This is a genomic window from Arthrobacter sp. AK01, from assembly GCF_021109375.1.
Lineage (GTDB): Bacteria > Actinomycetota > Actinomycetes > Actinomycetales > Micrococcaceae > Arthrobacter.
Window position 1 is genome coordinate 1 of sequence record NZ_JAJOHP010000049.1, and the last position, 25,547, is coordinate 25,547.

The window sequence follows — 25,547 nt, forward strand, 5'->3', positions numbered from 1 at the left end:
TATTCGAGACAGCCACGATGGCTGAAGGGCGGGAGCTTGCCGACGAGTCTGGCCACTCCGGGGCCAGCACAGATGTATTGAAGTGTGAAGTTGTCACTGCCGAACGGGCCCAGCGGGTTGGTAGCGGGCATCATTGGCTAAGGCCTTAGTACTACGGACGAGGACACACCCAAGCTCAGGTCGCAGTTCGGTCGACGTTGGAGCAAATTGATTCAGCGTCCCGGGTCTTCGCTTCAAAGGTCGACGTTCTATCATCGTTTGAGGTCGCGGCTGTGACGCTGTCGCAGGAGAGTCCGCTCGTATATGAGAGCTATTGTCGCAAGGACTCTTCTTTCGAGTTAGGGTTCTTGGAAGCATCTCCAGCGTAGGCATGCTCTATTACGCTGTATGAACCGGATTCAAGCACACACGGCCGGCTACGTGGCAGAGATTGCAGGACCCTTGCATCCAAGGTTGAAGCGGCGCGGTCTAGGTTCTTCTACAGGCAAGCCCAATTTGGCGAAGCCAGCTTTCTCACGGTGTGGTTCTGCGCAGCTGAGCCAGTTGGATCAATTGTCGAGATCCCAGTTCATGGCTAGAAAGCTGCCCTTTGGGTATGCTGTGCCAAAGCCCGTGAACACACCGTAAAGGATGTAAGTGAAGAAGCCGTATTCTGAGCATGAGCTTCTGGATAAATATAAGAACCCCGAATGGCGGAAGAATCTCCTTGAGATCATTGATCTTACTGATTTCCTAGACGGTTGCGTTATCCGCTCCGACTATAAAATTAGTGACGAACTGAACAATGCAATTGTCCCGTCGGCCGCTGGAAGCCGCATGGTGCTTGAGCTAGGGAAAGCTCAAGGAGGTGAGAAGGTCCCAACCAAAGAAGCTAGGCTGATGTGCCTGCTTCATTTGGCGCATGTTGAAATCCTGATCGATCCAGAGAAGATGAGTGTAGATGCATTAGCAAAAGCCATATCGAATCAGCTCGTCGACAGAGAAATTCTGCTCCCGCATGTCCATGGACCCGATCTATATGAGAAGGCAGCAGATCTCTTTCCAGAACGACGCCGATTCCTAGGCATCTCTGATACTGCCAAACTACTCGATGGTCAACCAATTGGTGTGTTCCAATCCGGGTACTGGGTTAGCGGACCTTTCGGTCTTCATAGATCTGAAGCGCGCCGAAACTTTTCGCCCACAATGAGGGTTCCTCTCCAACACTGTCACGACGTGTCGTGTACATCCGTGCACGACACTCGACTTGATACCGACGGCACCGCACCAATCAATTCGCTTCGTCACAGAGTGCATCGTTATCACGAGCTAGAATCTGACACACCGTCTGAGTGGTCAAAATTCATTGCAACAATTTCAAACTACGATGATAAGATCTTCGATGACTTTGAGCTGTCCACAACATTCGCGCTTCTTGGCGATGGCTTCGATGTCGTTGAGATTCGAAACATCCTTTCATGGCTTCTAGATCATACTGGTGGGACTCTGCGAGAGTACATAGCAAAATTTGGCTATCGCGGCCGTGCCATCGAAATAACGTCAGTTCTTTCGGCCGCCGAGTGTTTGCAGTTGTGTCTTTTATGCGATGACAAAGTTATTGCCAGGGCCATAGATACACTGATTTTCCGCCGAACTATTGAAATTCCAGCTGGTGAGGTGCGGACGCCTGTACTACGACGGGATATTAGACAGGGAATCTTTAGAATTCGACTCGAAGCATCCGCGTTGGGTGTTCGATTGAGAGCTAGGGATGATGTCGCTGCCATGCGGTTACGAAGGCTGGTAGAGCATCTTTACCCCGGCTCGGATTCCGATGCTGAGGATGAACTCAAATGGCAACTTCGGTCGATCCCCGGTGTCTCTCTTGAGGCGAGGCTGGATGAGTTCCTAAGAACTGCTAGTCCGCATGAAGTCTTATCTCGATTAGTCTTGTCTAGGCGGTCTCATGTAAGCAAGGCTGGTGAGGAACTGCATCTGGAAATAACAGGTGCGGAGGACGACGACACTCTGGTGGATCGCATCCTTTGGAAGCTCGGTTTCGATGTTGATATTACTGATTCACTGCGAATCGAGTACTGGACCGGCCATGAACGACTTCGGCAAGCCGCTCAAACGGCAAATGTAAGTACTCTGGTCGACTATGAACTTGTCCGTTCAGTTGCTGTCAGCTACTTTGTTAAGCTAGAGGAATTTCTCACCGATACCTTGTCCTTCGCTACCTGGGTCTTACTCAATGACCACGTGGTCAGCCAACATCCATTTCAGTATGACTTTGAGCGTGATCGCGTGGCTGCGTTCGCTAGGCTTGAGGAGTTTGACATCGGTCGCACAAAGAAATCCGAGGATAGGATCCGCTTCGGTGAGGACTTAACACTCTACCCGCTGGTTAGAGGTTTTGAATGTCTTGCAGGACTACTAAGCTCCTCGCTCGGTGAGTCATCAAAACTACTTCGTAATTCAAGTCAGTACCCAAATTTTCATAAAAATACGGAACTGCAACGTTTCCCATTCACTCATACAATCCCGTTTCTGGACTTGGTCCCTAGTGCCCAAGACCGACTTGTCAATGGTCTAAATGAGATAAGTGCTTTGCTCGTACAAAGCGAAATTGCGTCAGCTCGAAATGATCAACTCCATTTTAGGCGCTCGGCTGCGGATCTAGATGCATTAATGAAGACACTGGATCTGGTCGCCTCTGCAATACAAAAAGTCGAACTATTGGGAATAGTTCGAGATCTTTTCTATCCTGACAAAGTCGAGAATGATCGATGGGGTAGAAGGACCGTCTTTCTCTCAAATCGTAGGGGCAAAGAGATTGCACTTGCGCGTCCTACTTCTCATGGGCTCCTAAGATTGCCCAATCTTTCGACACCCCAATATATTGTGTCGAGTGCGCAATTTGCGGAACCGAATGACATGCTGCGAGCCATACCAACTTCTAAGTCCTCCTTCTCGACTTTGTGGGCAAGGTTCCCACAAAGACGACAAAAGGGGGAACGTATCGGTAGTGCCGATAGTGAACTGGAGGCACAGGCCGTGCGTAATGAGTCAAGCTAGATCAGACGGCGAGATAAAGAATGATTTACTAAAGGTTTTTCCGGCGTAAATATCGTAATTAGGTCACGGCGACCTCTAATATTTCTCGAGGAGGAGGCCATTTTTTGACTGCTGGTGGGCTTTGCTGGCCTACTTCTGTGGCTCCTGAGGCTGGGAATTGGTTTACCGACAAGGGAGCTGGTGCACAAGATCTCCGCCCCATCAGGTGGAGCGAAGTGAGTGAGTTGGCACTTTCTGAGATGTGAGTGCCGTCGGTGTACGAGTGTGCCGAATAATTCGTGGCATGGGCGAATTTTCTGCTTAGCTCCTCGGCTTCTATCGATGTGTTATCAAACGTACGTCAGACCCTGGGCGGAAGAACGAGAGCCAACTAAGGAGTATGGGCCTTGTATCTACTCGAATGGCCTGTTGCTCATCAGGCAAAGGATAGGCGCTGAGCTGGAACGCTGGGTCCCAACAGCTGTGAGACGGCAACGGACCTAGCGGAGTCTCGCGAGTGCGATGCGTCGTGAAGTCGGCTGACTACGCAGCATGGTAGCCTCCTGCCACAGGGGCCTCAGGTCAATCATGAAGTTCAAAGGATAGAAATGACTTTTAGAGTTTCAAATCGTATTCTCTCAAAGCTCGAAGAGATCGAAAGGGACAAGGACAAGCTGGAAGCACTTCTGTGGCAGCAGACTGGTGGGGTGTGTTTCCTCTGCGAGGATACGATTAGTAAAGCCTCGGAAGACTACGAAGCAGACCATGATGCTGCTGAAGCAGACGGCGGTCCCACTAACGTGGAGAACCTGAACTTGGCGCACATAACGTGCAATCGTATGAAGAAGGCCGCAGGATCTCGCTATATTCGTCCCTATATAAAATTTTCACGGTTCATTTCAAAAACATCAGGGAGAATAAAGTATGACGGAGTCCTGGACTTCTTCCAGATAGTACCCAAGCCTAGCCAAGTTCAAATTCTAGATGAAACGGCCGAATTTGAATTCCCCGATGGTAGCCATCGGTCCGTTGCAATAATGCGAGAGTGCAATGATGCTGGCGAATTTATGTTTGTGTATGTGGATGTGCCGCGAAGTTCTCTTTACAATGATGAGGATTGTCAACCAAGAATTCTTAAGCGTGAACATGTTGGTGCGATATTTAGCGATTTACGGAGAAACCCGTTGCACGAACCACCTAGTACGCGGCTTTCCGAACCACAGAGCGATGGGCTCCGTCGACTCCTGATGTTTGACGGCCAGCACAAGACCGTAGCCAATTGGTTGAAGGATAGGCAACGGATCGTTGCAAAGATTTATCTCAACCTTTCTCCGGAGGCAGCGATTGAACTAGTCAATTCGATACAAGCTAAGATCAAAAAACTGCCTCTATCACCTTTTGAGTTGGCTAGTAAACTTTCCGAAGAATGGGAAGATAAGCTTGCGAAGTATGAACTATCAGTAGGCGAACATGAAGCCTCAGAGGCTGGCTTCATTAGCTGGCTACCGGCTGATGACAGAGTCCGGGCCAAGCAGGCCTTTAGGGCCGCGTTAGTTCAACGACTCCTTGGTAACCCAGATCTTCGGCTTCCACAGTACGCAAAGGGATTACGTGGTGGGGGTGTTGAGTTAACTGAGACAGTAATTCGAAGTAAGGTGCTTGAGAGGCTTATTTTTACCGAGCCACTATCCGAGAAAGGTGAGGCGCTTTCTTCGATTCGTGACTCGGAAGCATCAAATATAGTTCGCCTACTCAATCACTTGACTGATGCCGCATTCGAGCCGCAAGGTGATGGACAAATGAGCGAGGTTGAAACTGAACGTGCCAAACGCATTAGCTATCAAGCTTCCATTGCCTATTGCGCTAAGTTGCTCAAAGATCTCTGGGGTAATGTGGCTATGAAGGGAAGCAATGAGAAATTTGTTCTAGCTGATGATCTCACTGATGATCAGTGGACTCGCATAACACAAGGAATAGATCGGCTCGTCGCGCACCCAGCATGGAATGCTGAGTATTCGGTTGAATCTATGAAAAGCTTGAAGTTGTCGTGGGACAAGAATCAGAATGCACAGAGGGCTTTTGAAGGGGTTTCTCTTGACCTTCCATATCTTCTAATTGGAAACTCTTCACCTGCCTTTATCAGAAACTGGGCTGGCGATGTGGCTGAGTAGGAGGTGTCAAGATGTGTAGTCGTCCCCATCGAGAGCTCGGAGTTGAAGTTGTGGATCCGTGGGAAGACAACTTCCATGGGTAAGGCCAGCCGAGGTTTTCGCGGAGTCTTGTTTGCTACATCTTAGTCCTGCACAGTCCTGCACGATCTTCACGACAACTCTCCTCAACCGAAGATATTGGTAGGAAACAACAGGTTGCTGGCGGTGTACCGAAACTCCTCAGGTTTCCTGTTGGCTCAATGATCGATCCGCGCCTAGCGGATCGTGGACCGAGCTTCGTGTCGCCATTGTTCCTTCTTGGCGTGGTCCATGGATTGAGTCATCTTCCCTTTCGATTAAACAAAAGGAAGCATATGTAGCGTCTAATCCACTTCGACTACCAAGATTAGCTAGCTCGCTAGGGCCTAAGAGCTATCTCTGTGCAAGGGTGCCGTCCTGACCTAATCGTCAGCGATTCTTGCTCTCTGAGGCGTGGAGAACGTCGTAGATGAGCCTGGCTGGCCGTCCCTTAGCTGGCCATTTCAGGGGATTCTTTTTCAGCATGTAGTCCTACTAGATAAACAGCTGCGATGGCTCAAGTACCGTGCACGGATTGCGATCCTAGTTGTAGAGTATTGCACATGGGAATACCAATTTGGCAGGATGATATTACCGAGGAGTCGGTGCGGCTGCTATTTAGAGATCATGGTGTGGAGTCCGTGCAGGTCAAGTTCTTGCGACGTAACCACAACTCGAAGAATCAAGTCTATTTGGCGAGTGATCTGTCCGAGCTCGCCTCGCTTCCGATGGGGACCATTCAGCCCAGCAGTGGGTCTTCTACCAAGGCGTCAGCTGGGGCCCCCATCTACCACGCACCGATTCCATGGACGTGGATTGGGCCGTTCGGGTCCTGCCTTGCTCCCGCTGCCCAGCTCGTCTTTTATCCTCAGTATCCCGAGGTCCGATTGTCTGGATTTCTGCGTGGTTGTCGTGATGCACCTAGCATTCTGATGTCTCCCACGAGCCGTGGCCAAGAGGCAGGACGAGTATTGATCTTCGGCGTCAACTCAAATGAAGAGACGATATTCGGCATGGTTGTGTCGGGCTCTTCGCAAGCAGCGCAGGCCTTTAGCCGATTCAAGGGCGACCTTGGGCAGGTCGTTACCATTCCGGTGCGTGAGGAAATTCCAACGAATTCAAGAATGAACCTTATTCACGAGTTGGCACGAATTCACTCAATGGGATGGTTGGAGGCCTGCGAGCTTCCTGCATCCGGTATTCTTCGGCCTTGCCGTGGACCGCGGTGTGGTGGACACACGCTGGAGGCCCATCTTGGCATCCCATTGAATGGAGCTGCCGCACCGGATTTCGGGGAATGGGAGGTAAAACAGCATGCTGTCACGTCATTTGATCGACCTAACGTTGGCAATATCACCCTGTTTACGCCGGAGCCGGATCTGGGAGGCTATGCATCGAAAGGAGTCGACTGGTTCGTTCGCACGCACGGCGTGATGGGAAAGACCCAGGTTCGTTATGACTTCACCGGTCGCCATATGGTGAGCGGTGCGCCACACCCGAAAACTGGACTCGAACTTATCCTTAATGGTTACAGTCCCCGTTATAAAGCGATGACTGCCGATGGATATGTTGGACTTGTGGATGGTAGGGGCAACCTCGTCAGCGGGTGGTCGTTCGCGAAACTCCTCCAACATTGGCAGGGAAAACACGCGTTCGCTGCATATGTTCCATCCCAAAGCGTGAGTGACGCCATTCCACGGCTTTACAGGTACAGTAACCGTGTCTTCTTGGCTGAAGGCACGCGTTTCGGTTTGTTCCTCGAAGCATTGTCGCGCGGTTCTATCGTGTACGACCCTGGCATCAAATCCGAACTGCAGGGAAACGGTCGCTGGACACCGAAAGCCCGCAGTCAGTTCCGCATTGCGACTAGGTTGCTTTCGTCTCTCTACAACGATTTTAATGAAATTGACGTTCTTATATCCTGATGTGGTAGTTGCGGAATGTGTGGGCGGGCACTTCTGCCCGCCCACGGAAACTTACGCCGTCTTGGCGATTTCCAGTTCTGCGCTTTTGATTTTCGCTACGTGGGGCGCCATGATGCGGGCTACTTCATTCATCACTGGCATGACCACGCTGTTCCCGAACTGCTTGTAGGCCTGTGTATCACTTACGGGGATGCGGTAGTCATCGCTAAAGCCCATGAGGCGTGCACATTCTCTAGGCGTCAGCCGCCGGGGACGAAGGCCGCTTTGCGACACCAGTATCTCCGAGCCGTCCTTGTAGTAGCGGGCCGATAGGGTGCGGGTGGTTCCCTCGGCGTGGGCCAAGCCAAATCCAAAGCCGTTTCCGGCTGCTTTGTGCTTTTCGGCATAGCTTTGGAGGTAGGACCACAATTTTGGTGTCAGGGTATACTTTGGTAACACCTCACTGTTTGCATGATCAAAGAACCGGTCTCCATCCCATTCTAGGAATGGCTCGGTGCCATCTGTTTTATGCAGAATAGATCCGAGTTTTGGGCCATGCAATGGAAGTTCCAGGTCGTCCCAAGTGAAATCTGTTGGTTGGCGGAAGCCAACGATTATGATGCGTTCGCGGTGTTGGGGCGTGAAATGCTTCCCGTTGATGACTCTGTGGTGAACCTGGTAGCCGAGCTCCTCCTCAAGAGTGGCCATAATTACGGAGAAGGTCTTGCCTTTATCGTGTGACTTCAGGTTTTTTACGTTTTCAAGCATGAAAGCAGCTGGCCGCTTTTCGTCTATGATTCGGGCGACATCAAAAAACAGCGTCCCCTGCGTGACGTCCTCGAAACCATGAGCCCGTCCAAGAGCATTCTTCTTGCTCACTCCAGCAATGGAAAATGGCTGGCACGGGAAACCACCTAGCAAGACGTCGTGATCGGGAACTTCCTCGGCAGGGTGTATCTGAATGTCACCCACGAAGGTGTGGCTTACATCCTGCTCGTCGGGAAAATTCGCCAGATACGTCTTCTTCGCCCAGTCGTTCCATTCGCTCGTGAATACGCACCTACCGCCGTTCTTCTCAAATCCTTGGCGGATTCCCCCTATACCAGCAAATAAGTCAATAAACGTAAAGTCGTTCGCTGTCGGCTGCGAGGATATTCCTAAAAGCTCCCGCAACGCAGACCCCAGCATGGTCGGGCAGGGTGTCTCGCCACTTTCCCACCGGGCTACTGTTCGCGGAGTTACGTTCAGTTGTTCGGCAAGCTGACGCTGCGTGTACCTAGCTCGCGCTGATGCGAGAAGGTCAATCGTGTGTTCCATGAAATCCTAACTGGGTCATTTACCCGACATTGTGTCCTACATTATTCCCTTGGGCCAACTGCCGCGCCGGAGCTTCTTAGTGTCCTTGGACTCACTGTTGCACGAGGGTACGACAACCGGGCACTATTGCCCACGCAGTTCGCCGGGCCGCATCTGCATCCACCGGCGGCGCGGGTTCTGATGCGTTCAAGGTGCTGGCCCTTGCGGAAGTCAAGAATGGCCATGCGATAAGGAGGCTCCATGGCACTCGCGGGCTCATTGGTCGCGTTCTTCCCCGCTGCGTATATGGCTGGCAGCCCTACTCTGCGCTTACCTCGCAGGCATCTGTCGTGCATCATCCACTCGATGGTCGAAATGGAGTGTTCCGTGTTGCCTACAGCAGACTTCACGCCCGGTTCCATGCGCCCGTGTTGACCTCTGCCGTATCTCTGCTGGCCTTCGTCTTTGGCTCCTGACAGTCTCGGCGCTGATCAGCTTCGGCGCGCTGGTGGCTTCTCCGTGGCCAACCTCGTTGTGATCAAGTACTAAAGGAGTGATTCGCAAACCTGCTGCTGCCAGACACTGTCTTTGTGCTCACTCGGTGGTTGTGGACGAGTCTTAGCAAACTGCCGATCGGTGTCGGCCTCGCGTGGGCTGCGGCTGGCGTGGTCTGGCTCACCTACTTGACCGTGGGTTCCGCCGCCCGGCACTTCAGCTGGACCAGAAGAAGATCTGGTAACCAATGCTTCCCGAGTACACTCGTGGAACCCTCAACTTGATCCTGTCGCCGGGGTGACGACGGGCAGCAGGGAAGGATCCCGACATGGGACTGATTCACATTGACCTGTTCACGACGCTCGACGGAGTCGCGCAGGCGCCCGGCGGGCCGGAAGAGGACCCTGCTAACGACTTCGCGTTCGGCGGCTTGCAGGCGCCGCTTATCGACGAGGTTGTTGGCGATCAGATCGATTCCGGAATGGTGGGAATGGACGCACTGCTACTGGGGCGGCGGACGTATGACATCTTCGCCTCGTACTGGCCTCACCAAGATGGCAAAATCGCTGAGCTGTTCAACCGACTTCCGAAGTACGTGGCCTCGCGTCAGTCGCAACAGCTTGAGTGGGAAGGATCCACTTGGCTCGGCCCTGACACCGTGGCGTCCTTGAGGGAACTCCGCCAGAAGCACCAGAACATCCACGTCATCGGCAGCCTCGACCTCGTCCAAACTCTTTTCTCTGAGCGCCTTTTCGACCAACTCAACCTGTGGGTCTATCCGATCCTCCTCGGCCGCGGGAAGAAGGTGTTCGCGGACGGAGTGGTGCCGACGAACCTCAGGCTTATCGAGCCCGTGGTTGCTTCACCGAACGGTGCGGTGATGCAACGCTACACACTGGTGGAGGGGGCTCCCGCGGTGGGAAACATGGCGGAGATCGACCAGACGGAAAGCCAGTAAAGCTGTCACGCCACGGCAACCCGCCCCGCCACGTACTCCGCGTCCAGCCCAACGCCACCGACTATTGCGGAGTAATGCCGAGTAAGCCATGGGAGTCCTACGACGTAGAGGCCGGGGATCTCCGTGACGCCTCGCGAGTGCCGAGGGTAGCCCCATTCATCGACCAGAGGCATGTCGGCGAAGCGGAAGTCGAGCTTGTAGCCTGTGGCCCACAGGACGGACGTGATGTTGGCGTCGGTCATGTTCAGCTGTGCCTGCTGTGACGGGAGCCAGTCGTCGGCTGGCAAGGGTGACTGCTCAGGCGCGCCGATCCCGGCCGCCGCAATGTAGGCATCGATCGCCTTTCCCGAGCGTTGCGCGAAGGCCGACTCGACTGTTGCCAGGCGTTCGGCGAGGTCGTCGCTGAAGGTGATGTCGCCGTCGTCGACTGTTTCAAGATGGCCGTGCAGGTGCATGCCTCGACGGCCCAGTTCGCGGAGGTGGATGCTGTGGCCGCCGTCGGTGCCTGAGAGCAGCGGGTTAGGCGCGAAGCGTAGGGCAGGGGAGGGGAGCGCCTCGGTGGTGAGGGCATTGACTCCGTAGTCGGGACCGTGTTTGCCGGTTTCGAGCATCCAGTAGATGAGGTCCTGGCCGCGGTATCGGCGGGGCGCTTCGGGGACGATGGAGACGGAGAGGTGGACTTCGCGGCCCGCGGCGTGAAGCTCCTCAGCGATCTGCCCACCCGACTGGCCGGTTCCGACGATGAGCACGGCGCCGTGTGGCAGCTGCTCTGGATTGCGGTAGTCGTGGGTATGGAGTTGCGTCACGCCGGCTGGAAACATGGCGGCCGAGGCAGGGATCTTGGGGACTTGGTACGCACCGGTCGCGAGGACCACGTTCTTGGCCCGCAGGTTCCCGAGAGATGTCTCAAGCTGGAACCCGCCGCCTGGTGTCGCGGATAGACGAGTGACGTCGACGCCCGTGTGGACCGGAGCGGCGATCAGCTCCGCATAGCGCCTGAAAAGGTTCACCACAGCGTCGCGCGAGATGAACGCGTTCCGGTCGTCGCCGTCGTACGGCATTCCGGGGAGGTCCAGCGCAAGGTTCGGTGTGTTCATGTAGAAGCTGTCCCAGCGGTCCTGGAACGCGCCGCCGAGTGAGTCGCGTCGTTCCAGGATCTGATGCTCGACGCCAAATTGCGTGAGCCAGTAGCTCGTCGTGAGGCCGGCTTGGCCTGCGCCGATGATGACCGTATCCGGGGTCGGTCCCATGGGGTGAACTGTACGCTTCGGAGGCCTGTAAGGGGATGGACGAAGACGGATTTCTACTGGCTGAGCACCTGGAGCGGCTGCCGCTGGAACGTCCTCCGGATGCGAGGTCGCAGGATGCCGCGCGCGTTCAAAAGACATAGGCTTTCGGAACGTATCTAGGGGGATGATTCGCACATGTCTACTACCAGCGTGATTCGGCTTCTCGACATCACAACGTGGGTGGTGATCGCGGTTAGCCTGTTTCTGCTCGTCAGCGGCCTATTGGACAACTTCTGGGCGACGGCGTGCCTTATAGCGACGGCTGCTCCGTCAATTGCCAGTTGGGTGATTAAAGACAGGCTCAATGGCGCGACCAACGGTGACGAGCCGCAGCAGCGCTAAAAACCTACCTGAAGGCGTAAGCGGCGGATGCACTGCTCGCTGTGTGGAGCATGGAATCGGCCGACTGTCAGTGTGCCTTAGCTATCCAGAAGATACTTTCGCGCCGTCGCAACCTTCATATACAGACGGAGATCGTCTCCGCCTGTGGATTTGAAGCCGTGGCGTGAGTACCAGCCAATCAGTCCGGGATTGTCAGCGTCGACCACAATGACCTGTCCGCCTCCCACTGAAGCGGCCTCAACGATCGTTTCCAATGCAACTCTGAGGAGTTGCCAGCCCCATCGTTTTTCAGAATCCCCGCGAAGAGAGCGGTCAAGGGCAAGCTTTGCCAGTAGCCAGGCGGGCGTGCTCCGCGGCAGATTCCGCTGAAGGGGCTTGGGCATATCGTCCCGGACCACCAGTGTCGGGCAAATGGCAAAGTATCCAACAACCTTTTGCTCGGTGGGTATCTGGCTCTCAATGAAGAGGTAGACCATGCTGGCACCAGACTCCACTGATTTCGCGGCGTGCTCAGTGAGCCACAAGTTGTAGCTCTCCTCGCCACAGTCGAAGGCCCCCAGATCCATCCCGGGGGCCAACTTCACTATTGAATAACGGGGTTGCGTCATCGACGAATAAGCCGTGGAAGCTTGGACAGCGTCTCCAGTTCGGACGACTCGTCGGCCACGTCGAGAGAAGCCATCATGGCGTCGAAAATCTCCGGGGCCATGAGGGTGGTGTCCGCGCGTGCAACCACTCGTTCGGCCGCCTGCCTGGCAGCGTCAGTGACAAACGCCGTCTTGGAAACGTGCAGTAACTCCGCCGCCTCCGAGATCAACTGGTCTGTGGTCTCGTCGGTGCGTAGTTCCAGTCGTCGGGTCTTGGTCATCGACATGGTCTCTACCTCCTCACTCGAGTGTACGGTATTTGTACGGCATCGGGTATGGCCTCATGCTCCCCATTGTTCCAACGCCCACTTCCACCGAACCAGTTCCTGCTCCAGCCGCATCCGATCCCCGACGCTTTTTGAGTCCCTCGATCAACACCGGATGGATAAATATTTCCCAGCACTAGCTATCTGCTCAGAACTCTGTAGACTTGACGGTGTTGTTGTGTTTGGCATTTGGTAGTTCAGGCAGTCCCCACGGTCCCTCTGGATCGTGACCTTCTGAAGTAACGGTGGAGAACACCCCACACCGGAGACCCGAAAGTCGGGAGCATCTCCACCTTCAGTAAGGACTGAAAAAATGGCTACAGGTACCGTGAAATGGTTCAACTCCGAAAAGGGCTTCGGCTTCATCTCTCCTGAAGATGGCAGCCAGGACGTTTTCGCTCACTACTCTGCGATCAACTCCTCGGGCTACCGCTCCCTCGAAGAGAACCAGAAGGTTTCCTTCGACGTCGAGCAGGGCCCCAAGGGTCCCCAGGCAGTAAACATCCAGGCTATCTAGTCTTCGGATAACAAAGAAGCAGGGCCGGTCATTGACCGGCCCTGCTTTTGTTTGCCCTCCCATTGGCGCTGGGCTAGACGAACTTCGACATCCGAGACCACACCGCCGTCGCGGCGAGAGCCACCAAGGCCAGGCCGACAACCAACAGCAAGACCCCGAGCTCAGTCCACACTGGAAAAGGCGTACGTGGGTTAAATCCGCCCCAGTAGCTGAAGATGCCTTCCGCCGCGGCTGTAAGGATGTTACGGGGATCGTAGGGGCCGGCGAACGGCAGCAGCAGGAGCAACGCTCCCGCAGCCAAGCAAGGTATCAGCATGGTCCTGGCAACGAGCCCAACAAAGAGCCCCACTAGGCCAAACAGGACGGCCACAGCGGAAGCGAATGCAATTTGGGCAACGGGGTTGCCTGCCCCGATGTCGTCCACGGCATAGACAAAGTTGTGGCTGTCGTTCTCCAGGAACAGGGACCTCAGGACCGGCGCCGCTCCCAAGCTCAGCCCGGCGGCGAGCACAACCGCCGCCACCGCAACCAACACGATTGTTGTCACCTTCGCGGCAACGTACTGTGCAGCGCCTTGAGCGACAATTCGATCCTTCAGGATCCGACGGCGGACATCGCCTACTGCTGTTGCGCATCCGTAGATGAAGAAGAGCAGGGGGATGACCAGGAAGGTGACCATCTCCAGCCCAGTGCCGATGGCATTAGTGCCCTCCATGGCGCGGCTGGCGAAGAAGGCGGCCTCGTAGTCAAAACGGAGGGGGTTGTCGATGATCCGTTGACCGCCTTGGATGAGGACGTTGTTGGGCTGTTCCATGGCCGCGGCCAAAGAGATGCCGTTGGCCAGTGCGTGCGACTCTGTGGTTTGAAGCCGCGTCAGGGCTGAGCTGACATTGCTGATGCTCCCAGTAAAGGGGATTACCAACGACGCCAGCAGACCGCCGATGGGGAGGAGCAGTGCTTTGCTCCAGAACTGATATCGCAGTTCTGTTCTCAGGGAACGCAGATACTTGCTCATCGAAGTGACACCATGGCTTCCCTGTCTGGACGGACTTTTCCCCTCCGGATGGTGAATGTCGTAGAGGCAATGTCCTGATAGGACGCGGCGTCATGATCAGAAACGATGACGCACTTGCTGGCCTCAATCGACTCCAACGCGAGGCGCAGCGCACGCCTCCCGTGATCATCCAGGCCTGAGCCTGGCTCGTCGAGCAGGATGCATGGCCGGCCACTTGCGAACGCCGCCGCCAGCGTGAGCTTCTTTCGCTGCCCCAGGGAGTATGAGGATGACCTCCGACTCAGCAGTTCCCGGGTGAGAAATGTCCGGATGATGGGATGGGCGGTGACCAGGCGGGGTGGGATATCCAGGAGGGCACTGAGATTCTGCAGTCCAGTCAGGCGCTCATGGACGGCCGAGTCGTCGAAGGCTGCAGATACGTAGTCTCGAAGGTCGCTTTTGTACCAGCTGGCCTCACCCTTGAACCTGACCAGTCCTGCGAGGCACTTGAGCAGGGTGGTCTTGCCGCTTCCGTTCTCACCACGGATGAGGTGTAACCCTGTTGAAGGAATGGTGAGGTTGCCGTTATTGATGACCCTTTTGAGGCCGTAGCTCTTGGATAGGTTCGTGATGCGCAGCATTGATCCTCATTTGTCCCCCCCCACAATGAAAATGCCCGAGAATCACCGTTCGCGCTGATGGCTCCGGTGATTGAGCAACACTCTCGACCTGGGAGCAGCCCCTTGTCAAATGCGTTGGTGGCAACGGCCCCTTTCGAACACAAGCGCTCAGAGTCCCGGAGTCGAAGATGTGTACTAGGGACTAAAATATAACTCGAATACATATCCACATAGTGAATTACACCCGTGTAACTCTCGCCCAGACCTCCGTAGCGTGGAAGGTAATCCACCTGCAGAGCTGAGGGAGCATCCTATGTATCACCTGATTTCCGACCAGCCCCACCACCTAGACGGTCCCCGCCAGCACCTAGTTTTGCTCAAATCACCACCTAGATGGCCCCAAATCGGCCTGTGCAAGGCCGTTTTGCCACCTAGTCCCGATTTCTCGATCTAGCCTGCGAAGTGAGCCGCATGTCGGGCGTCCACGGAAATAGAAGGTCAGGTCGAGTGTTCGATTCAGAGGTTCAACGAATCCTCGATTTCGTTGCACGCGGCATAGGGGTGCGTGTTGTCGGCGCCACCGGAAGCGGCAAGACCGCCGTCGTCAAAAGCGTGATTGCCAACCTGGAGAAGACAGGTGTCTCCGTCCACTTCATCAGCGGTCTGCGCACGCACCGCAGTATCCCGTATTCGGCCATCAAGGGGCTGGGTTTGGACATGCGCCCGGGCCGAAGTGGTGTCTTCGACGTCGCGGACGTGTTCGCCAGCCAGCTGGCCACGCCGGGAAAGCACTTGATAGTAGCTGACGACATCCATCTGGTCGACAATGAATCCCTGGCAGTCCTGGAAGCCGTCCGCCGGCGATCCGACTGCCCAATGGTTGCCACCGCCCCGGAAACGTGGGCGTTCTCCAAAGGCCAACTCGCGGTCCTCAACCAAGGCCGCGAGGCTCACCTGCAACTGGACCCCCTCCACTACGAGCAGGTCCACATGTTGATCGCCCAAGTGCTTGGTGCACCTGCGGATGCAGAGGCAACGGCCCGCATCCTCACCAAGTCCGCGGGAAATCCCCGGCTCATCGTACGGATAGCCGAAACGGCATCGCTGAGTGAGCTCCTTGTCCTGAGAGATAAACAATGGCGCATGACCGGCAGCTCCCTCTGGAATGAACACCTCCGGGGAACCCTTGAAGCGCTGCTGGCTGAGGTCACCACCGAGGAGTTCACCGCACTCCACATCATGGCAATACTGGGCACGGCGCGCATCGACATCCTGCAGAAGGTCATCACCCCCGAGATCCTGGAGAATCTCGAGCGCCGCGGATTTCTCTCCGTCATGACCGACCACCACAGCGGCTCCATCGCCGCAATCAGTCCGCCGGTCATCGCCGACCATTTCCGTGGGCAGGAGATGCTCCGCGACCGACACCTGTTGCGCAGCAAAATCGCGGGGATGCTTGAGACCGCTCCGCAAACGGCCACCGAAAACTCTTCAACACCTGATTGCCTCGCCCAACTTCTCGCCGAGCTCCGGCTGGAAAAGGGCGACGACGACGCAGTGACCGCCCGTCACTTCCATGACCACAACGCATCCCGCGAACGCACGCGGTTCGAGCGATGGGAAGGAAACAAGACAGCCGCCAACGCGGTGGCGCTCCTCCGTACGTATTGGGGTGCCCCCGTGAACATTGAACGCGCCGCTCGCGTCTGCGCAGAAACAACAACCGCCGACGCCGAAACAACAGACCTGCTGTTTCTCACGATTACCAAGGCGATGCTCGCTATTCAGACCGGCCAGGGGCCAAGCGCCGCCGTCGAAATTCTCCAGTCCTTATCTGCGGCCCAGCCCAAGTACGAAGCGGAAGTCGCAGATGCCGTTCTCTTTCTCAGCGCATCCCATGGTCGCGTTCAACCCACAGAGCCCCTACTTGCAGGTGCCGATGCTCACGGGGGTATGCGAAACCTGGTGTGCGGGTTGCTGGAGCTATACCGCCTGCAGCCGGAAGCTGCCCTCGAGGCAGTCGAGGGTGAGGGGGACGAGGACGCCTTCCCGCACCTCCGCCCCTTCATCCGAGGTTTCGCGATGTTCGCCGCCGGCCGGGTGGATGAATCACTCGTTTTCGCCCTGGATTGGCGTGCCGAGGCCCGCAAGAACCTGGATCAGTTCGGCGTTGTCACCAGCAGCTACATCGCTGCCCACGGACTGTTGTACCGAGGAAATTTCGAAGAGGCCGAGTACCTCATGAGCAGCGTCTTTGCCATGGGCCGGCCGGGGTTTGTCGTCGATTCCTTGTACGATGCCATGCTGCGGCTTGCGGGGCTAAGGCACGCAACCAACGTGGTCTCGCCGGCTTTCTCCATAGCTGCCCAAGCACGGGATGACGTGCACGACGTTGGACCCCTCCCCGGTATAGGTAAGGGCGCCTACGAACTCATCGCCCACAGCAGCGCCCAGCCGGCAACGTTCGACCGCAAGGCAGCCAAGCTCGTCAAACGACAATTGAAGAGCGGCTACGTTCTCGAAGCCATGATGACGGCTTTGCTGTGCACCTGTTTGTGCCCAGGCAAGCCGGTACTGGACCTGCTGCAGAAGATCCTTAGGGAGAGCGGCATATCCGTCCACAACAACTTCCTGGCCATTGCCGCCGCAGTAGTTGAGGGAGACCACCAGCTGCTGGGACTCCTCCTCAAGCACTACGAACCAGATACCGACACCTACCAAATCGGTATGCTGCTCCGCGGCGCCCTCAAACGCCACGTGGTGGAAGGCGACGGTGTTGCGGCGGACGCTCTTGCGCAGGCCTCTTGGATGTTCGCCGTCCGGTTCCCGTCGGCCAATGAACAACTGTCCTTCAACGCTTTCAGGACTACGCCCCTGACTGAAAGGGAGATCGAGGTGGCTGTGCTGGCGGGACACCGCTCGAATGTAGAGATTGGCGAACACCTGGGCATCAGCGCCAGGACCGTGGAAAACCACATTTCCAACGCACTGAGGAAAACCGGTGCAACGTCGCGCAACAGTCTCTTCATGCTCGTGGGGAATTCACTTCCACCACGCTGACCCGGGATACGCTCGAAGCATCTCCTGATCACCGCCCTTTCGGGCCGTCATCAGCTTCCCAACGCGTAAAGGGTTCCTGTGAGCAATTCTCCGGCCTTGGCCCGCAGGCTCGGCACGTTCGATGCCTCGCTCATTGGCCTCGGCTCCATGATTGGCGCCGGCGTTTTCGCTGCCTTCACTCCAGCCGCGGCGGCTGCAGGTTCGGGGCTGCTGGTGGGCATGGTGGTGGCGGCGTTCGTGGCCTTCTGCAACGCCACGTCGTCGGCTCAACTCGCCGCCGCCTACCCGACATCCGGTGGCTCCTACGTCTACGGCCGTGAACGGCTTGGACCCTGGTACGGATTCCTGGCCGGGTGGGGATTCGTTATCGGCAAGACAGCCAGCGCCGCCGCGATGGCTATGACGTTCGCTGCCTATGCCGCACCTCAAGGCTGGGAACGCCCGGTGGCGATTGCCGCCGTCGTACTTTTGACTGCTGTGAACTACCACGGCGTAACCCGGACAGCGGGCCTGACCCGGATTCTGGTGGTTGCTGTGCTGATTGCGCTTGTCATAGCAGTAACTGCCGTGTGGGGTGGATCCGGTCCGGACTTCGGAAACCTGATGGGGGAGGGGCTGCTGGCTCGCGGCTGGTACGGGATTCTTCAGTCAGCCGGGCTGCTGTTCTTCGCGTTCGCCGGATACGCGCGGATTGCAACGATGGGCGAGGAAGTCCGGGAACCTCGCCGAACCATTCCGAGGGCCATCGGCATCGCTCTCGGCATTACGATCCTGATTTACGCAGTCATCGCTGTCACCCTTCTCGCGGCACTCGGCCCCGACGGTATCGCGGAGAGTACGACGCCGCTCGCCGCCGCCGTCGACAAGGGAACCTTTGCGTGGGCTGCTCCTGTGGTTCGCGTCGGAGCCGCGATAGCTTCGCTGGGAGCCCTGCTGGCTCTGATAGCCGGGCTCGGCAGGACAAGCCTGGCGATGGCGCGAGAGCACGACCTGCCGCACGCACTCGCCGCTGTGCACCCGAAGTACAAAGTGCCGCACCGTGCAGAGATGACGCTTGCGGTGGTCATTTGCGTGATCGTTGCGGTGGCTGACCTACGCGGTGCCATCAGCTTCTCCTCGTTCGGTGTGCTGCTCTACTACTTGGTGGCCAACGTCGCTGCGTTCACGCAGCCGGCCGAGGACCGCCGGTACCCCAAGGCCCTGCAAGTGGTTGGTGCGCTCGCATGCGTGCTGCTTGTGGCAACGCTGCCGCCCCTGTCCGTCGGGCTGGGTGTGCTGATGTTTGGCGTTGGCATCGTATTCCGCCTTGTGCGCTTGCGGCGGCATTCGGTCGGCTAACGTGTGCGGCTGGGCGCGACCCCACCAGGGGGTAGGCAGGTGGGGCCGCGCCGTAGTGCCTCCTACGCCAGGAGCGGGTGGGGCTCCCGCCGGACACCGGGATTCCCGCCCCGGAGGCACAAGAAGAGACTATGGCCGGGTTTCGGAACTAGGTGTTCGGATCCGGCCACTAGGTGCTGCACACCCATGAAATAGGGGGCGCGAAAGGCGAAGATGAGTGGTGGGCGGCAGCGTCTAGGTGGTGGCCCGCCGTCGAGCGTTCTTGCGTTCCACCGACTCCATGTACGTGATTATGCTTCCAATCGTCAGAGTCAGAGAGCAGATCACGGCGATCATTGTGGAGGTTTCCTGAAACGGCACCACCAGCAGCGGGCTGAGCATCATGGCGTTTCCGAACCCCGACGCGGCAAAGACGCCCGCTTTGAGCAGGAGGCATCTGAGCGGGTCAGCAATCAGTAGGGTTACCGGCGCCACGACACCCAGTGCCATAGTCAGGACGACGGCGGTGGTCCTCAGATCTACGGGATCGAGTACTTTCAAGCTTTCAGGAGGCGGGGCCGTCCCAAGCAGGGTGGCTGACACCGCAGAACACACGGCCACAACGCATGTGATGATGCGAAGGGCCGCTGGGTAGAAGTGCGTGATCACTGGCAAGTCCTTGTTCTGGTTGGTTCACCCCGTATACAGAGGTAGTGCGCGGAACTGGGCAGCTGTGACGCGGGCATTCGGCCTGCACTGGCAGAATTGCCGATATGGAGTCACCCACCACCGTTCCCGCCGTCGAAGTGCGCATTTCCATCAGTGAGACAGAGCCGCTGATCTGGCGGCAGCTCGTCATTCCGGAGAGTGCCACTGTTGCCGAGCTGCACGGCGCCATCCAGTGCGCCTTCGGGTGGAAGAACTCGCATTTGTACGCTGTCGCCGGCCAAGACAGGTCAGGCAAGAAGCGCATCTTCATGGACGTCGACGACGGCGATGGTCCCGAGGGTGCCGAAAGCCCAGCTGCCGTTCGGCTGCTGGAGTTGTTCGACGCTCAGACGCCAGGTCTTTCAGACCTCCTCTACGAGTACGACTTCGGTGACAGCTGGACGCACGAGATCGAGGTTGTGGGTCCCGCTGAGCTGCATGAGAACACCATCGCCTGCCTCGACGGAGCGATGAGGGGACCCATTGAGGACTCCGGGGGAGTGGGTGGGTACGCCAACGTGGTGGCTGTGGTGAGTAACCGCAGGCACCCTGAGCACAGGGAAGCTGTTGAATGGCTTGAGTTCGTGACGCAGGAACACGTCTCCAAGTTCGACCCGGCCGCCTTTGATCTAGTGGCAATAAACGGGCAGCTCCGCAGCTTGGCGCAGCGATTCTGGCCAGGTGAGGTGACGGCTGCGGACTACGAAGCCGTCCTGGGTCCGATCCTGTGGTTCCTTAAGGAGGCCCAGCTGGACGGCCTACCTTTGACCTCTGCCGGCTACTTGAAGCCCGCCTTCGTGAAGCGGGCCATGACCGAGCTTGGCTGGGACGATGAATGGATTTCGGCGGGACGGGTGGAGGTGAGCACGCAGCCAATCCTGAATCTTCGGGAACAGTTGCAGGAGTGGAAACTTTTGCGGAAGCTCAAGGACAGGCTGCTCTTGACGCCCAGAGGACGGAGACTGGCCGGGGACCCCGAAGCCCTGTGGGATTTCCTGGCAAATGAGTTGGCGAATCCAGACAGCGACGCGGAGCGCATCGCAAGGCCGCTGTTCATCCATTGGGAACTATCAGGGGACCAGCCACCCTACGGGCTAAGGGATCAGGTGATCCAGGCCGCGCTTCACCAAGATGGGTTGAGAACCAGAACGGGCGGTGAGATTCCCCTGTCTTGGGCGAGCGACCTCTACTACGAGGTCACTGGGAGCCTGCACAGGCTCGAGTTGTGGGAAGGCCCCAGCTGGGGTCGACTCGACGAGAAGCTGTCCGACTCTGGCATCAAGTTCCTCTTGGACGTTCAGAGCCGCATGGACTGACCACGGTCTCCAGGATGCTGCCACGCCAGGTGTCGAGAGCAGCGCGGTCACTCTCGGGGAGGCCAGCTGCCTCGATGAAGCTACATAGGTCGAACCCGGCCAGAGCCGTCCGGAAGGCTCCTTCGGTAGTGGTGCCATGGCGCTCGCAGAGTTCGTTGAGCAAGGGTTCGACGTTGTTTCTGTTGCTGCTGGCCGCTCGGAGGTCGCCCAGCCTGACGGTTTCAAGGTAGTCACCAACGATTTGCTCGGAACTGGTGTTCACGGCCGAAAGCAGAATCATGGCGATCATGCCGGTCCTGTCCCGGCCACCCATGCAATGAAAAAGGACGCCACCCGGCGGAGCGTTGACGATGGAGGAGATGGCAGCTCCGGCTCGTTCGGGCATCTCAGTGAGGTGGGGCAGGAAGTACAGCGCGGTGCCGACCAAACCGTTGTCCCAGTAGCCGGCCCAAAACTCCGTGTTCTCAAGTCCGTCAAGGTCCACGTTGATCGTTGTCAGCCAGGCTGGACGTTCTTGGGTGTCCCCTTCACGTTCCTGCGGTTGGCGAAGATCGACAACAGTACGAATCCCCGCCTCGTACACTTGCTCCCACCCGGCGGGGCTGATCCGGTCCACGTTGTCGCTCCGGAAAAACACGCCACGCGGCGTCCGGGTTCCGTCGGCACGTTCCAACCCGCCGAGGTCGCGGCCGTTGGTCAGACCATCAACCCGGAGGGCACGGTCCTTCCTCCCAGACTCTTCCATGCCCCAAGTAAAGCAAAGAGGGCTTACGCCCGCGCATGCTTTCACCCATTCAACTCCCTGATGTCGGAAGCGGCGTCAGGGGCGACCGTTGTTCCCCGGCCACGGTCGCCCCGAACGGCTACTACTTCTCGCAGCCGACTCCGTCACCGTTGCCGTCGAGTTGATAGATGTCGGTCCCAACGACCGTCACAGGACCCCTCACATATGCTGGGCCGTTACCTTTCCCACTCGCGCAATCAACATCGGACGCAATTGGCACGCAGTCACCCGTGTAGTTCGGATCGCAATTGCTCTGTGCCTGAGGCGCAGCCGGAACAGCTTTGGGAACTAACGCGGCAGCCGCGGCGTCCGCAGCTGCTTTGTCAGCGGCGGCCTTGTCGGCCGCGGCTTGAGCCGCCGCTGCCTGATCGGCTGCAGCTTTGTCAGCAGCTGCCTTATCCGCGGCTGCTTTGTCCGCAGCCGCCTTTTCAGCTGCAGCCTTCGCAGCCGCTTCCGCAGCTCGATCATCGGACAGTTTCTTTGCGGTGGCTGAGTCCGACCACGTTAATTTGCCAGCACGGTCAACTACGCATACGTACGTTTCTCCGGAAGAAGTTTGAGTCGCCTTCTCACTTTTACAGGCCGTCCCAGCGACCTTGCTGGGTGTAGGCGACGGTATCGCAGAAGGTGTTGCCGTTGTGCTGTTCACCGAGTTGGCGTTTGTCGTCGCCCCCTGACCGCAGGCTGTGGTCATAGCCAGCAGCGACGTGATCGCAACCAGTCCCAAAGTCTTCCTGCGTTGAGCCCAGGAAGACTTGCCTGGCAAATGCCGGTTTTTGGCCGTGTGATTAGAACCCTTTTTCACTTATTGCCCCCTTGTAGATGCGCCGATGCGATGGCGCGTCCCGTGACCATAACATTCGGCGGAATGGCAAGGGGAGGGAAAGTTATCTATGACTTAGCGTGCCGCTCACATTACAGGCGGCACGCCAAGACCTACGGGCTTACGCCCGCGCATGCTTCCGTCGAGCGCTAAGGTTCGCGTCCCCGCGCTCCTCAGCCACAACCGACGCACCCGTCCCCAACCCGCGGACCGTCCACCCCGCACTCCGCCAGGCCTCAGCGTCCAGGACGTTTCGAGCGTCCAGCACCATCCGGCGTCGTACGAGTGACCCGACAACCGACGGCGACAGCGAAACGTATTCATCCCACTCCGTCAGCAGCAGCACCAGTTCGGCGCCTTCGAGGGCGCGCTTGGTGGAGGCTTCGAAGCGGATCTGTGGGTAGCGGATCCAGGCGTTGTTGATGGCTTTGGGGTCGGTGACGGTGACGTGTGCGCCGGCGGCTGCGAGTTGCTGGGCGACGTCCAGGGCGGGGGAGTCGCGGATGTCGTCGGTGTCGGGCTTGAACGCGGCGCCGAGGATGGTCACCGTGCGGCCGGACAGGAAGCCGCGGCACATCTCGCGGGCAACCACCACGGCCCGGGAACGCTGGTCCAGGTTCACCGAATCAACCAGGGCCATCCACTCATCCACGGACGGCACCGACAGTTCGCGTGCCTGCGCACGGAACGACCGGATGTCCTTGGGCAGGCAGCCGCCACCAAAGCCGAGTCCGGCGTGCAGGTACCGGTTGCCGATGCGCGGATCCAGGCCCATCGCCTCGCTGAGCTCGCTCACATCGGCACCCGACGCATCGCACAGCTCAGCCATTGCATTGATGAAGCTGACCTTCGTGGCCAGGAACGCGTTCGACGCCGACTTGATCAGTTCCGCCGTCGCGAAATTGCAGACCAGGCGCGGGATGCCTGCGCAGATCAGCGGCTCGTACACGGCATCCAGCACAGCGGTGACCGGAGCGCCGGCAGCGGCACCCTTGCCGCCGGGGACGCCGTAAACCAGCCGGTCGGGGACCAGAGAATCTTTGACGGCCGTGCCCTGGCGCAGGAACTCGGGGTTCCAGCCGAGCAGCACGTCAGAACGACGGGCCAGGATCGCGCGGAGCGCTTCAACCGTGCCAACCGGCACCGTCGATTTACCCACGACGGCGGCGCCCTTGGCCAGGTGCGGCAGGAGGCTCTTCGTGGCGCCCATCAGGTAGGAGAGGTCCGCGGTGTCAGAGGTCTTGGACTGCGGGGTGCCCACGCAGAGGAAGTGCACCTGCGCATCGGCGGCGGCGGAGAAATCGGTGGTGAACTCGAGGCGGCCAGTGGTGCGACCGTCCTTGAGGAGCTCATCCAGGCCGGGTTCGTGGAACGGTGCCATCGCCTTGTTGAGCTGCTCAACCTTGGAGGAATCGACGTCGATACCCACCACGGTGTGGCCCATCGAAGCGAGCGTTGCGGCATGGACTGCGCCGAGGTAGCCGCAGCCGATCACGGAGATCTTCATGAGGAGGGTCCTTTGCTTGAGGTAAGTTCGGTGGGGCCGGTTCCTTCGGGAACACCTGAGATGACTTCGTCGTAGTGGCGCACCAGGTCGGCGCTGAGCACAGGCCACGTCCGCCCCTGGACCGAGGCGCTTGCTGCTGTTGCGAACGCGCGGCGCTTGGCGTCGTCGCCGATCAGGTCCTGCGCGTAACTGCGCAGCTGGGCGAGGTTTCCCGGCTCGTACAGCCAGCCAGTCCGCGAGTTTTCGACGAGGTCCAAGGGCCCGCCGCGGCCGGTCGCCACCACGGGAACGCCCGAGGCCATGGCTTCCTGGATGGTCTGGCAGAAGGTCTCGAACTCGCCGGGATGGACAAAAAGGTCAAAGGACGCCACGGCCTCCGCCAGCGCATCCCCGCCGAGGAAGCCTGTAAATACAGCGTCAGGCAGCTGCGCTTCAAGGGCCGCGCGTTGCGGGCCATCACCCACAATCACCAGCTTGGTGTTCGGCAGATCAGCCAGCACGGCGAGGTCCTCAACCTGCTTTTCGACGGCGAGCCGGCCGACGTAGCCGATGATGCGGTGACCGTCGGGCGCTACTGAGCTGCGCCACGCCGTCGAACGTTTCGCTGGGTTGAAACGCGCGGTATCCACACCGCGACGCCACATGTCCACGCGCAGGATGCCGCGTCCGCGCAACTGGTTCAGCGCGAACGTGGATGGCACAAGGGTTCGGGTGGCCAGGAGGTGGATGTTGTCCACGCGGTTCCAGGCCCAGTTCTCCAGGAACGGCACGCCATAGCGGGCGGCGTAGCTGGGAACCTCGGTTTGGTAGATCGCCACAGTCGGGATGCCGAGCTGATGGGCGGCCTGCACGGCGCGCCAGCCGAGGACGAAGGGGGAGGCGAGGTGAACGACGTCGGGGGAGAAATCGGCAAGGATTCGCTTGACCCGATTCACACCACCCAACGCAACCCGCACATTCGTGTAACCGGCCAGCGGCACCGAAGGAAGCCGGTGCACATACGCACCCTTCTCGACGCTCGAAACATCAGTGTCCGACGTCGACGGCGCGATCACCATCACCTCATCCCCGCGCTCCTGCAGATGCTCCAGCACCCGCAGTATCGAGTGGGTTACCCCATTCATCAATGGCAGGAATGATTCGGCGACGATTGCGATCCTCACGCCTTCAACGGTGGCTGGGGCGGTTGGCTGCGCGGGTTCACTATGGTGGCCTGTGGAGGAAGAGTTGGTTAACAGGTGGTTCTCTGATTTGTCTGAGGGCGCGCGTAGACTTCCGGTATCCGACGCGCTGGGGCGTCATGACTTCTGGGGGTCTTGCCATGTTTGCTGCTGGGGATGGTTCGCGCGCGCTTGGGGGAGTAAACGTACGACGACGGCGCCGGGCAGCGGCGGGTACAGTCGCCGTCGGGTTGGGGCTGGCGCTGTTGTCTGGAGCCTT

At 58.1% G+C, this 25,547-nt stretch carries 20 protein-coding genes; 9 read left to right on the forward strand and 11 right to left on the reverse strand.

Translation table 11 applies throughout. The features are described from left to right. The first annotated feature begins 636 nt into the window (after positions 1-636). The 3 genes from LN996_RS16435 to LN996_RS16445 all read left to right on the forward strand — a co-directional run bounded on the left by LN996_RS16435 (position 637) and on the right by LN996_RS16445 (position 7,189). Positions 637-3,057: a hypothetical protein gene (locus LN996_RS16435; protein WP_231341485.1), complete on the forward strand. Its 2,421-nt coding sequence runs from the start codon at positions 637-639 to the stop codon at positions 3,055-3,057. A gap of 587 nt (positions 3,058-3,644) precedes the next feature. Further along, entirely contained in the window at positions 3,645-5,207 is a 1,563-nt protein-coding gene (locus tag LN996_RS16440; RefSeq protein ID WP_231341486.1) for an HNH endonuclease signature motif containing protein, read from the forward strand. A 1,028-nt stretch (positions 5,208-6,235) separates the two neighbouring features. Further along, positions 6,236-7,189 carry an MvaI/BcnI family restriction endonuclease gene (locus LN996_RS16445; RefSeq protein ID WP_231341487.1) on the forward strand — a complete coding sequence of 318 codons (954 nt, stop codon included), beginning with the start codon at positions 6,236-6,238 and terminating at the stop codon, positions 7,187-7,189. Between the two features lie 51 nt (positions 7,190-7,240). Here the strand turns inward: LN996_RS16445 and dcm are convergent, their stop codons facing one another. Beyond that, positions 7,241-8,485 (reverse strand): DNA (cytosine-5-)-methyltransferase, encoded by a 1,245-nt coding sequence (dcm, locus tag LN996_RS16450; RefSeq protein ID WP_269215779.1) that lies wholly within the window; start codon positions 8,483-8,485, stop codon positions 7,241-7,243. 802 nt (positions 8,486-9,287) lie between these two features. Between dcm and LN996_RS16455 the strand changes: the two genes are divergently transcribed. Further along, positions 9,288-9,917, forward strand: a complete 630-nt coding sequence (locus tag LN996_RS16455) for a dihydrofolate reductase family protein (protein WP_231341488.1) — start codon at positions 9,288-9,290, stop codon at positions 9,915-9,917. A 5-nt stretch (positions 9,918-9,922) separates the two neighbouring features. Here LN996_RS16455 and LN996_RS16460 read toward each other — a convergent pair whose 3' ends face one another. Beyond that, positions 9,923-11,167, reverse strand: a complete 1,245-nt coding sequence (locus LN996_RS16460; protein WP_231341489.1) for an NAD(P)/FAD-dependent oxidoreductase — start codon at positions 11,165-11,167, stop codon at positions 9,923-9,925. A 174-nt stretch (positions 11,168-11,341) separates the two neighbouring features. On the opposite strand from LN996_RS16460, the gene LN996_RS16465 reads away from it, so the two are divergent. Next, on the forward strand, positions 11,342-11,548 hold the full coding sequence (locus LN996_RS16465) for a hypothetical protein (protein WP_231341490.1): 207 nt from the start codon (positions 11,342-11,344) through the stop codon (positions 11,546-11,548). A 77-nt stretch (positions 11,549-11,625) separates the two neighbouring features. On the opposite strand, the gene LN996_RS16470 is transcribed toward LN996_RS16465, so the two are convergent. Continuing rightward, positions 11,626-12,156, reverse strand: a complete 531-nt coding sequence (locus LN996_RS16470; RefSeq protein ID WP_231341491.1) for a hypothetical protein — start codon at positions 12,154-12,156, stop codon at positions 11,626-11,628. Further along, positions 12,153-12,422 carry a DUF1778 domain-containing protein gene (locus LN996_RS16475; RefSeq protein WP_231341492.1) on the reverse strand — a complete coding sequence of 90 codons (270 nt, stop codon included), beginning with the start codon at positions 12,420-12,422 and terminating at the stop codon, positions 12,153-12,155. The genes LN996_RS16470 and LN996_RS16475 overlap by 4 nt, the downstream gene beginning before the upstream one ends. 352 nt (positions 12,423-12,774) lie before the next feature. Here LN996_RS16475 and LN996_RS16480 point away from each other — a divergent pair, with 352 nt between their 5' ends. Continuing rightward, a complete protein-coding gene (locus tag LN996_RS16480) occupies positions 12,775-12,978 on the forward strand; it encodes a cold-shock protein (RefSeq protein WP_011773907.1) in 204 nt (67 codons plus the stop codon). Positions 12,979-13,051: 73 nt separating this feature from the next. Here LN996_RS16480 and LN996_RS16485 read toward each other — a convergent pair whose 3' ends face one another. Continuing rightward, entirely contained in the window at positions 13,052-13,993 is a 942-nt protein-coding gene (locus LN996_RS16485) for a hypothetical protein (RefSeq protein WP_231341493.1), read from the reverse strand. Continuing rightward, a complete protein-coding gene (locus LN996_RS16490) occupies positions 13,990-14,613 on the reverse strand; it encodes an ATP-binding cassette domain-containing protein (RefSeq protein WP_231341494.1) in 624 nt (207 codons plus the stop codon). Before LN996_RS16490 ends, LN996_RS16485 begins: the two co-directional genes overlap by 4 nt. 486 nt (positions 14,614-15,099) lie before the next feature. Between LN996_RS16490 and LN996_RS16495 the strand changes: the two genes are divergently transcribed. Together LN996_RS16495 and LN996_RS16500 are read left to right on the forward strand one after the other, a co-directional pair. Beyond that, a complete protein-coding gene (locus LN996_RS16495; RefSeq protein WP_231341495.1) occupies positions 15,100-17,652 on the forward strand; it encodes a LuxR family transcriptional regulator in 2,553 nt (850 codons plus the stop codon). A 78-nt stretch (positions 17,653-17,730) separates the two neighbouring features. Next, positions 17,731-18,990: an APC family permease gene (locus LN996_RS16500; protein ID WP_231341496.1), complete on the forward strand. Its 1,260-nt coding sequence runs from the start codon at positions 17,731-17,733 to the stop codon at positions 18,988-18,990. 234 nt (positions 18,991-19,224) lie between these two features. Here the strand turns inward: LN996_RS16500 and LN996_RS16505 are convergent, their stop codons facing one another. After that, positions 19,225-19,638, reverse strand: a complete 414-nt coding sequence (locus tag LN996_RS16505) for a hypothetical protein (protein WP_231341497.1) — start codon at positions 19,636-19,638, stop codon at positions 19,225-19,227. A gap of 104 nt (positions 19,639-19,742) precedes the next feature. Between LN996_RS16505 and LN996_RS16510 the strand changes: the two genes are divergently transcribed. Next, positions 19,743-20,993: a plasmid pRiA4b ORF-3 family protein gene (locus LN996_RS16510; RefSeq protein WP_231341498.1), complete on the forward strand. Its 1,251-nt coding sequence runs from the start codon at positions 19,743-19,745 to the stop codon at positions 20,991-20,993. Here the strand turns inward: LN996_RS16510 and LN996_RS16515 are convergent. From LN996_RS16515 to LN996_RS16530, 4 genes are all read right to left on the reverse strand, one after another. Beyond that, positions 20,956-21,738 (reverse strand): tyrosine-protein phosphatase, encoded by a 783-nt coding sequence (locus LN996_RS16515; RefSeq protein ID WP_231341499.1) that lies wholly within the window; start codon positions 21,736-21,738, stop codon positions 20,956-20,958. The genes LN996_RS16510 and LN996_RS16515 overlap by 38 nt on opposite strands. Before the next feature lie 121 nt (positions 21,739-21,859). Continuing rightward, positions 21,860-22,582 carry a hypothetical protein gene (locus tag LN996_RS16520; RefSeq protein WP_231341500.1) on the reverse strand — a complete coding sequence of 241 codons (723 nt, stop codon included), beginning with the start codon at positions 22,580-22,582 and terminating at the stop codon, positions 21,860-21,862. A 139-nt stretch (positions 22,583-22,721) separates the two neighbouring features. After that, the gene (locus LN996_RS16525) at positions 22,722-24,107 is read right to left on the reverse strand and encodes a UDP-glucose/GDP-mannose dehydrogenase family protein (protein ID WP_231341501.1); all 1,386 of its coding nucleotides are present in this window, start codon (positions 24,105-24,107) and stop codon (positions 22,722-22,724) included. After that, positions 24,104-25,270 carry a glycosyltransferase family 1 protein gene (locus LN996_RS16530; protein ID WP_231341502.1) on the reverse strand — a complete coding sequence of 389 codons (1,167 nt, stop codon included), beginning with the start codon at positions 25,268-25,270 and terminating at the stop codon, positions 24,104-24,106. Before LN996_RS16530 ends, LN996_RS16525 begins: the two co-directional genes overlap by 4 nt. Between the last annotated feature and the right edge of the window lie 277 nt (positions 25,271-25,547).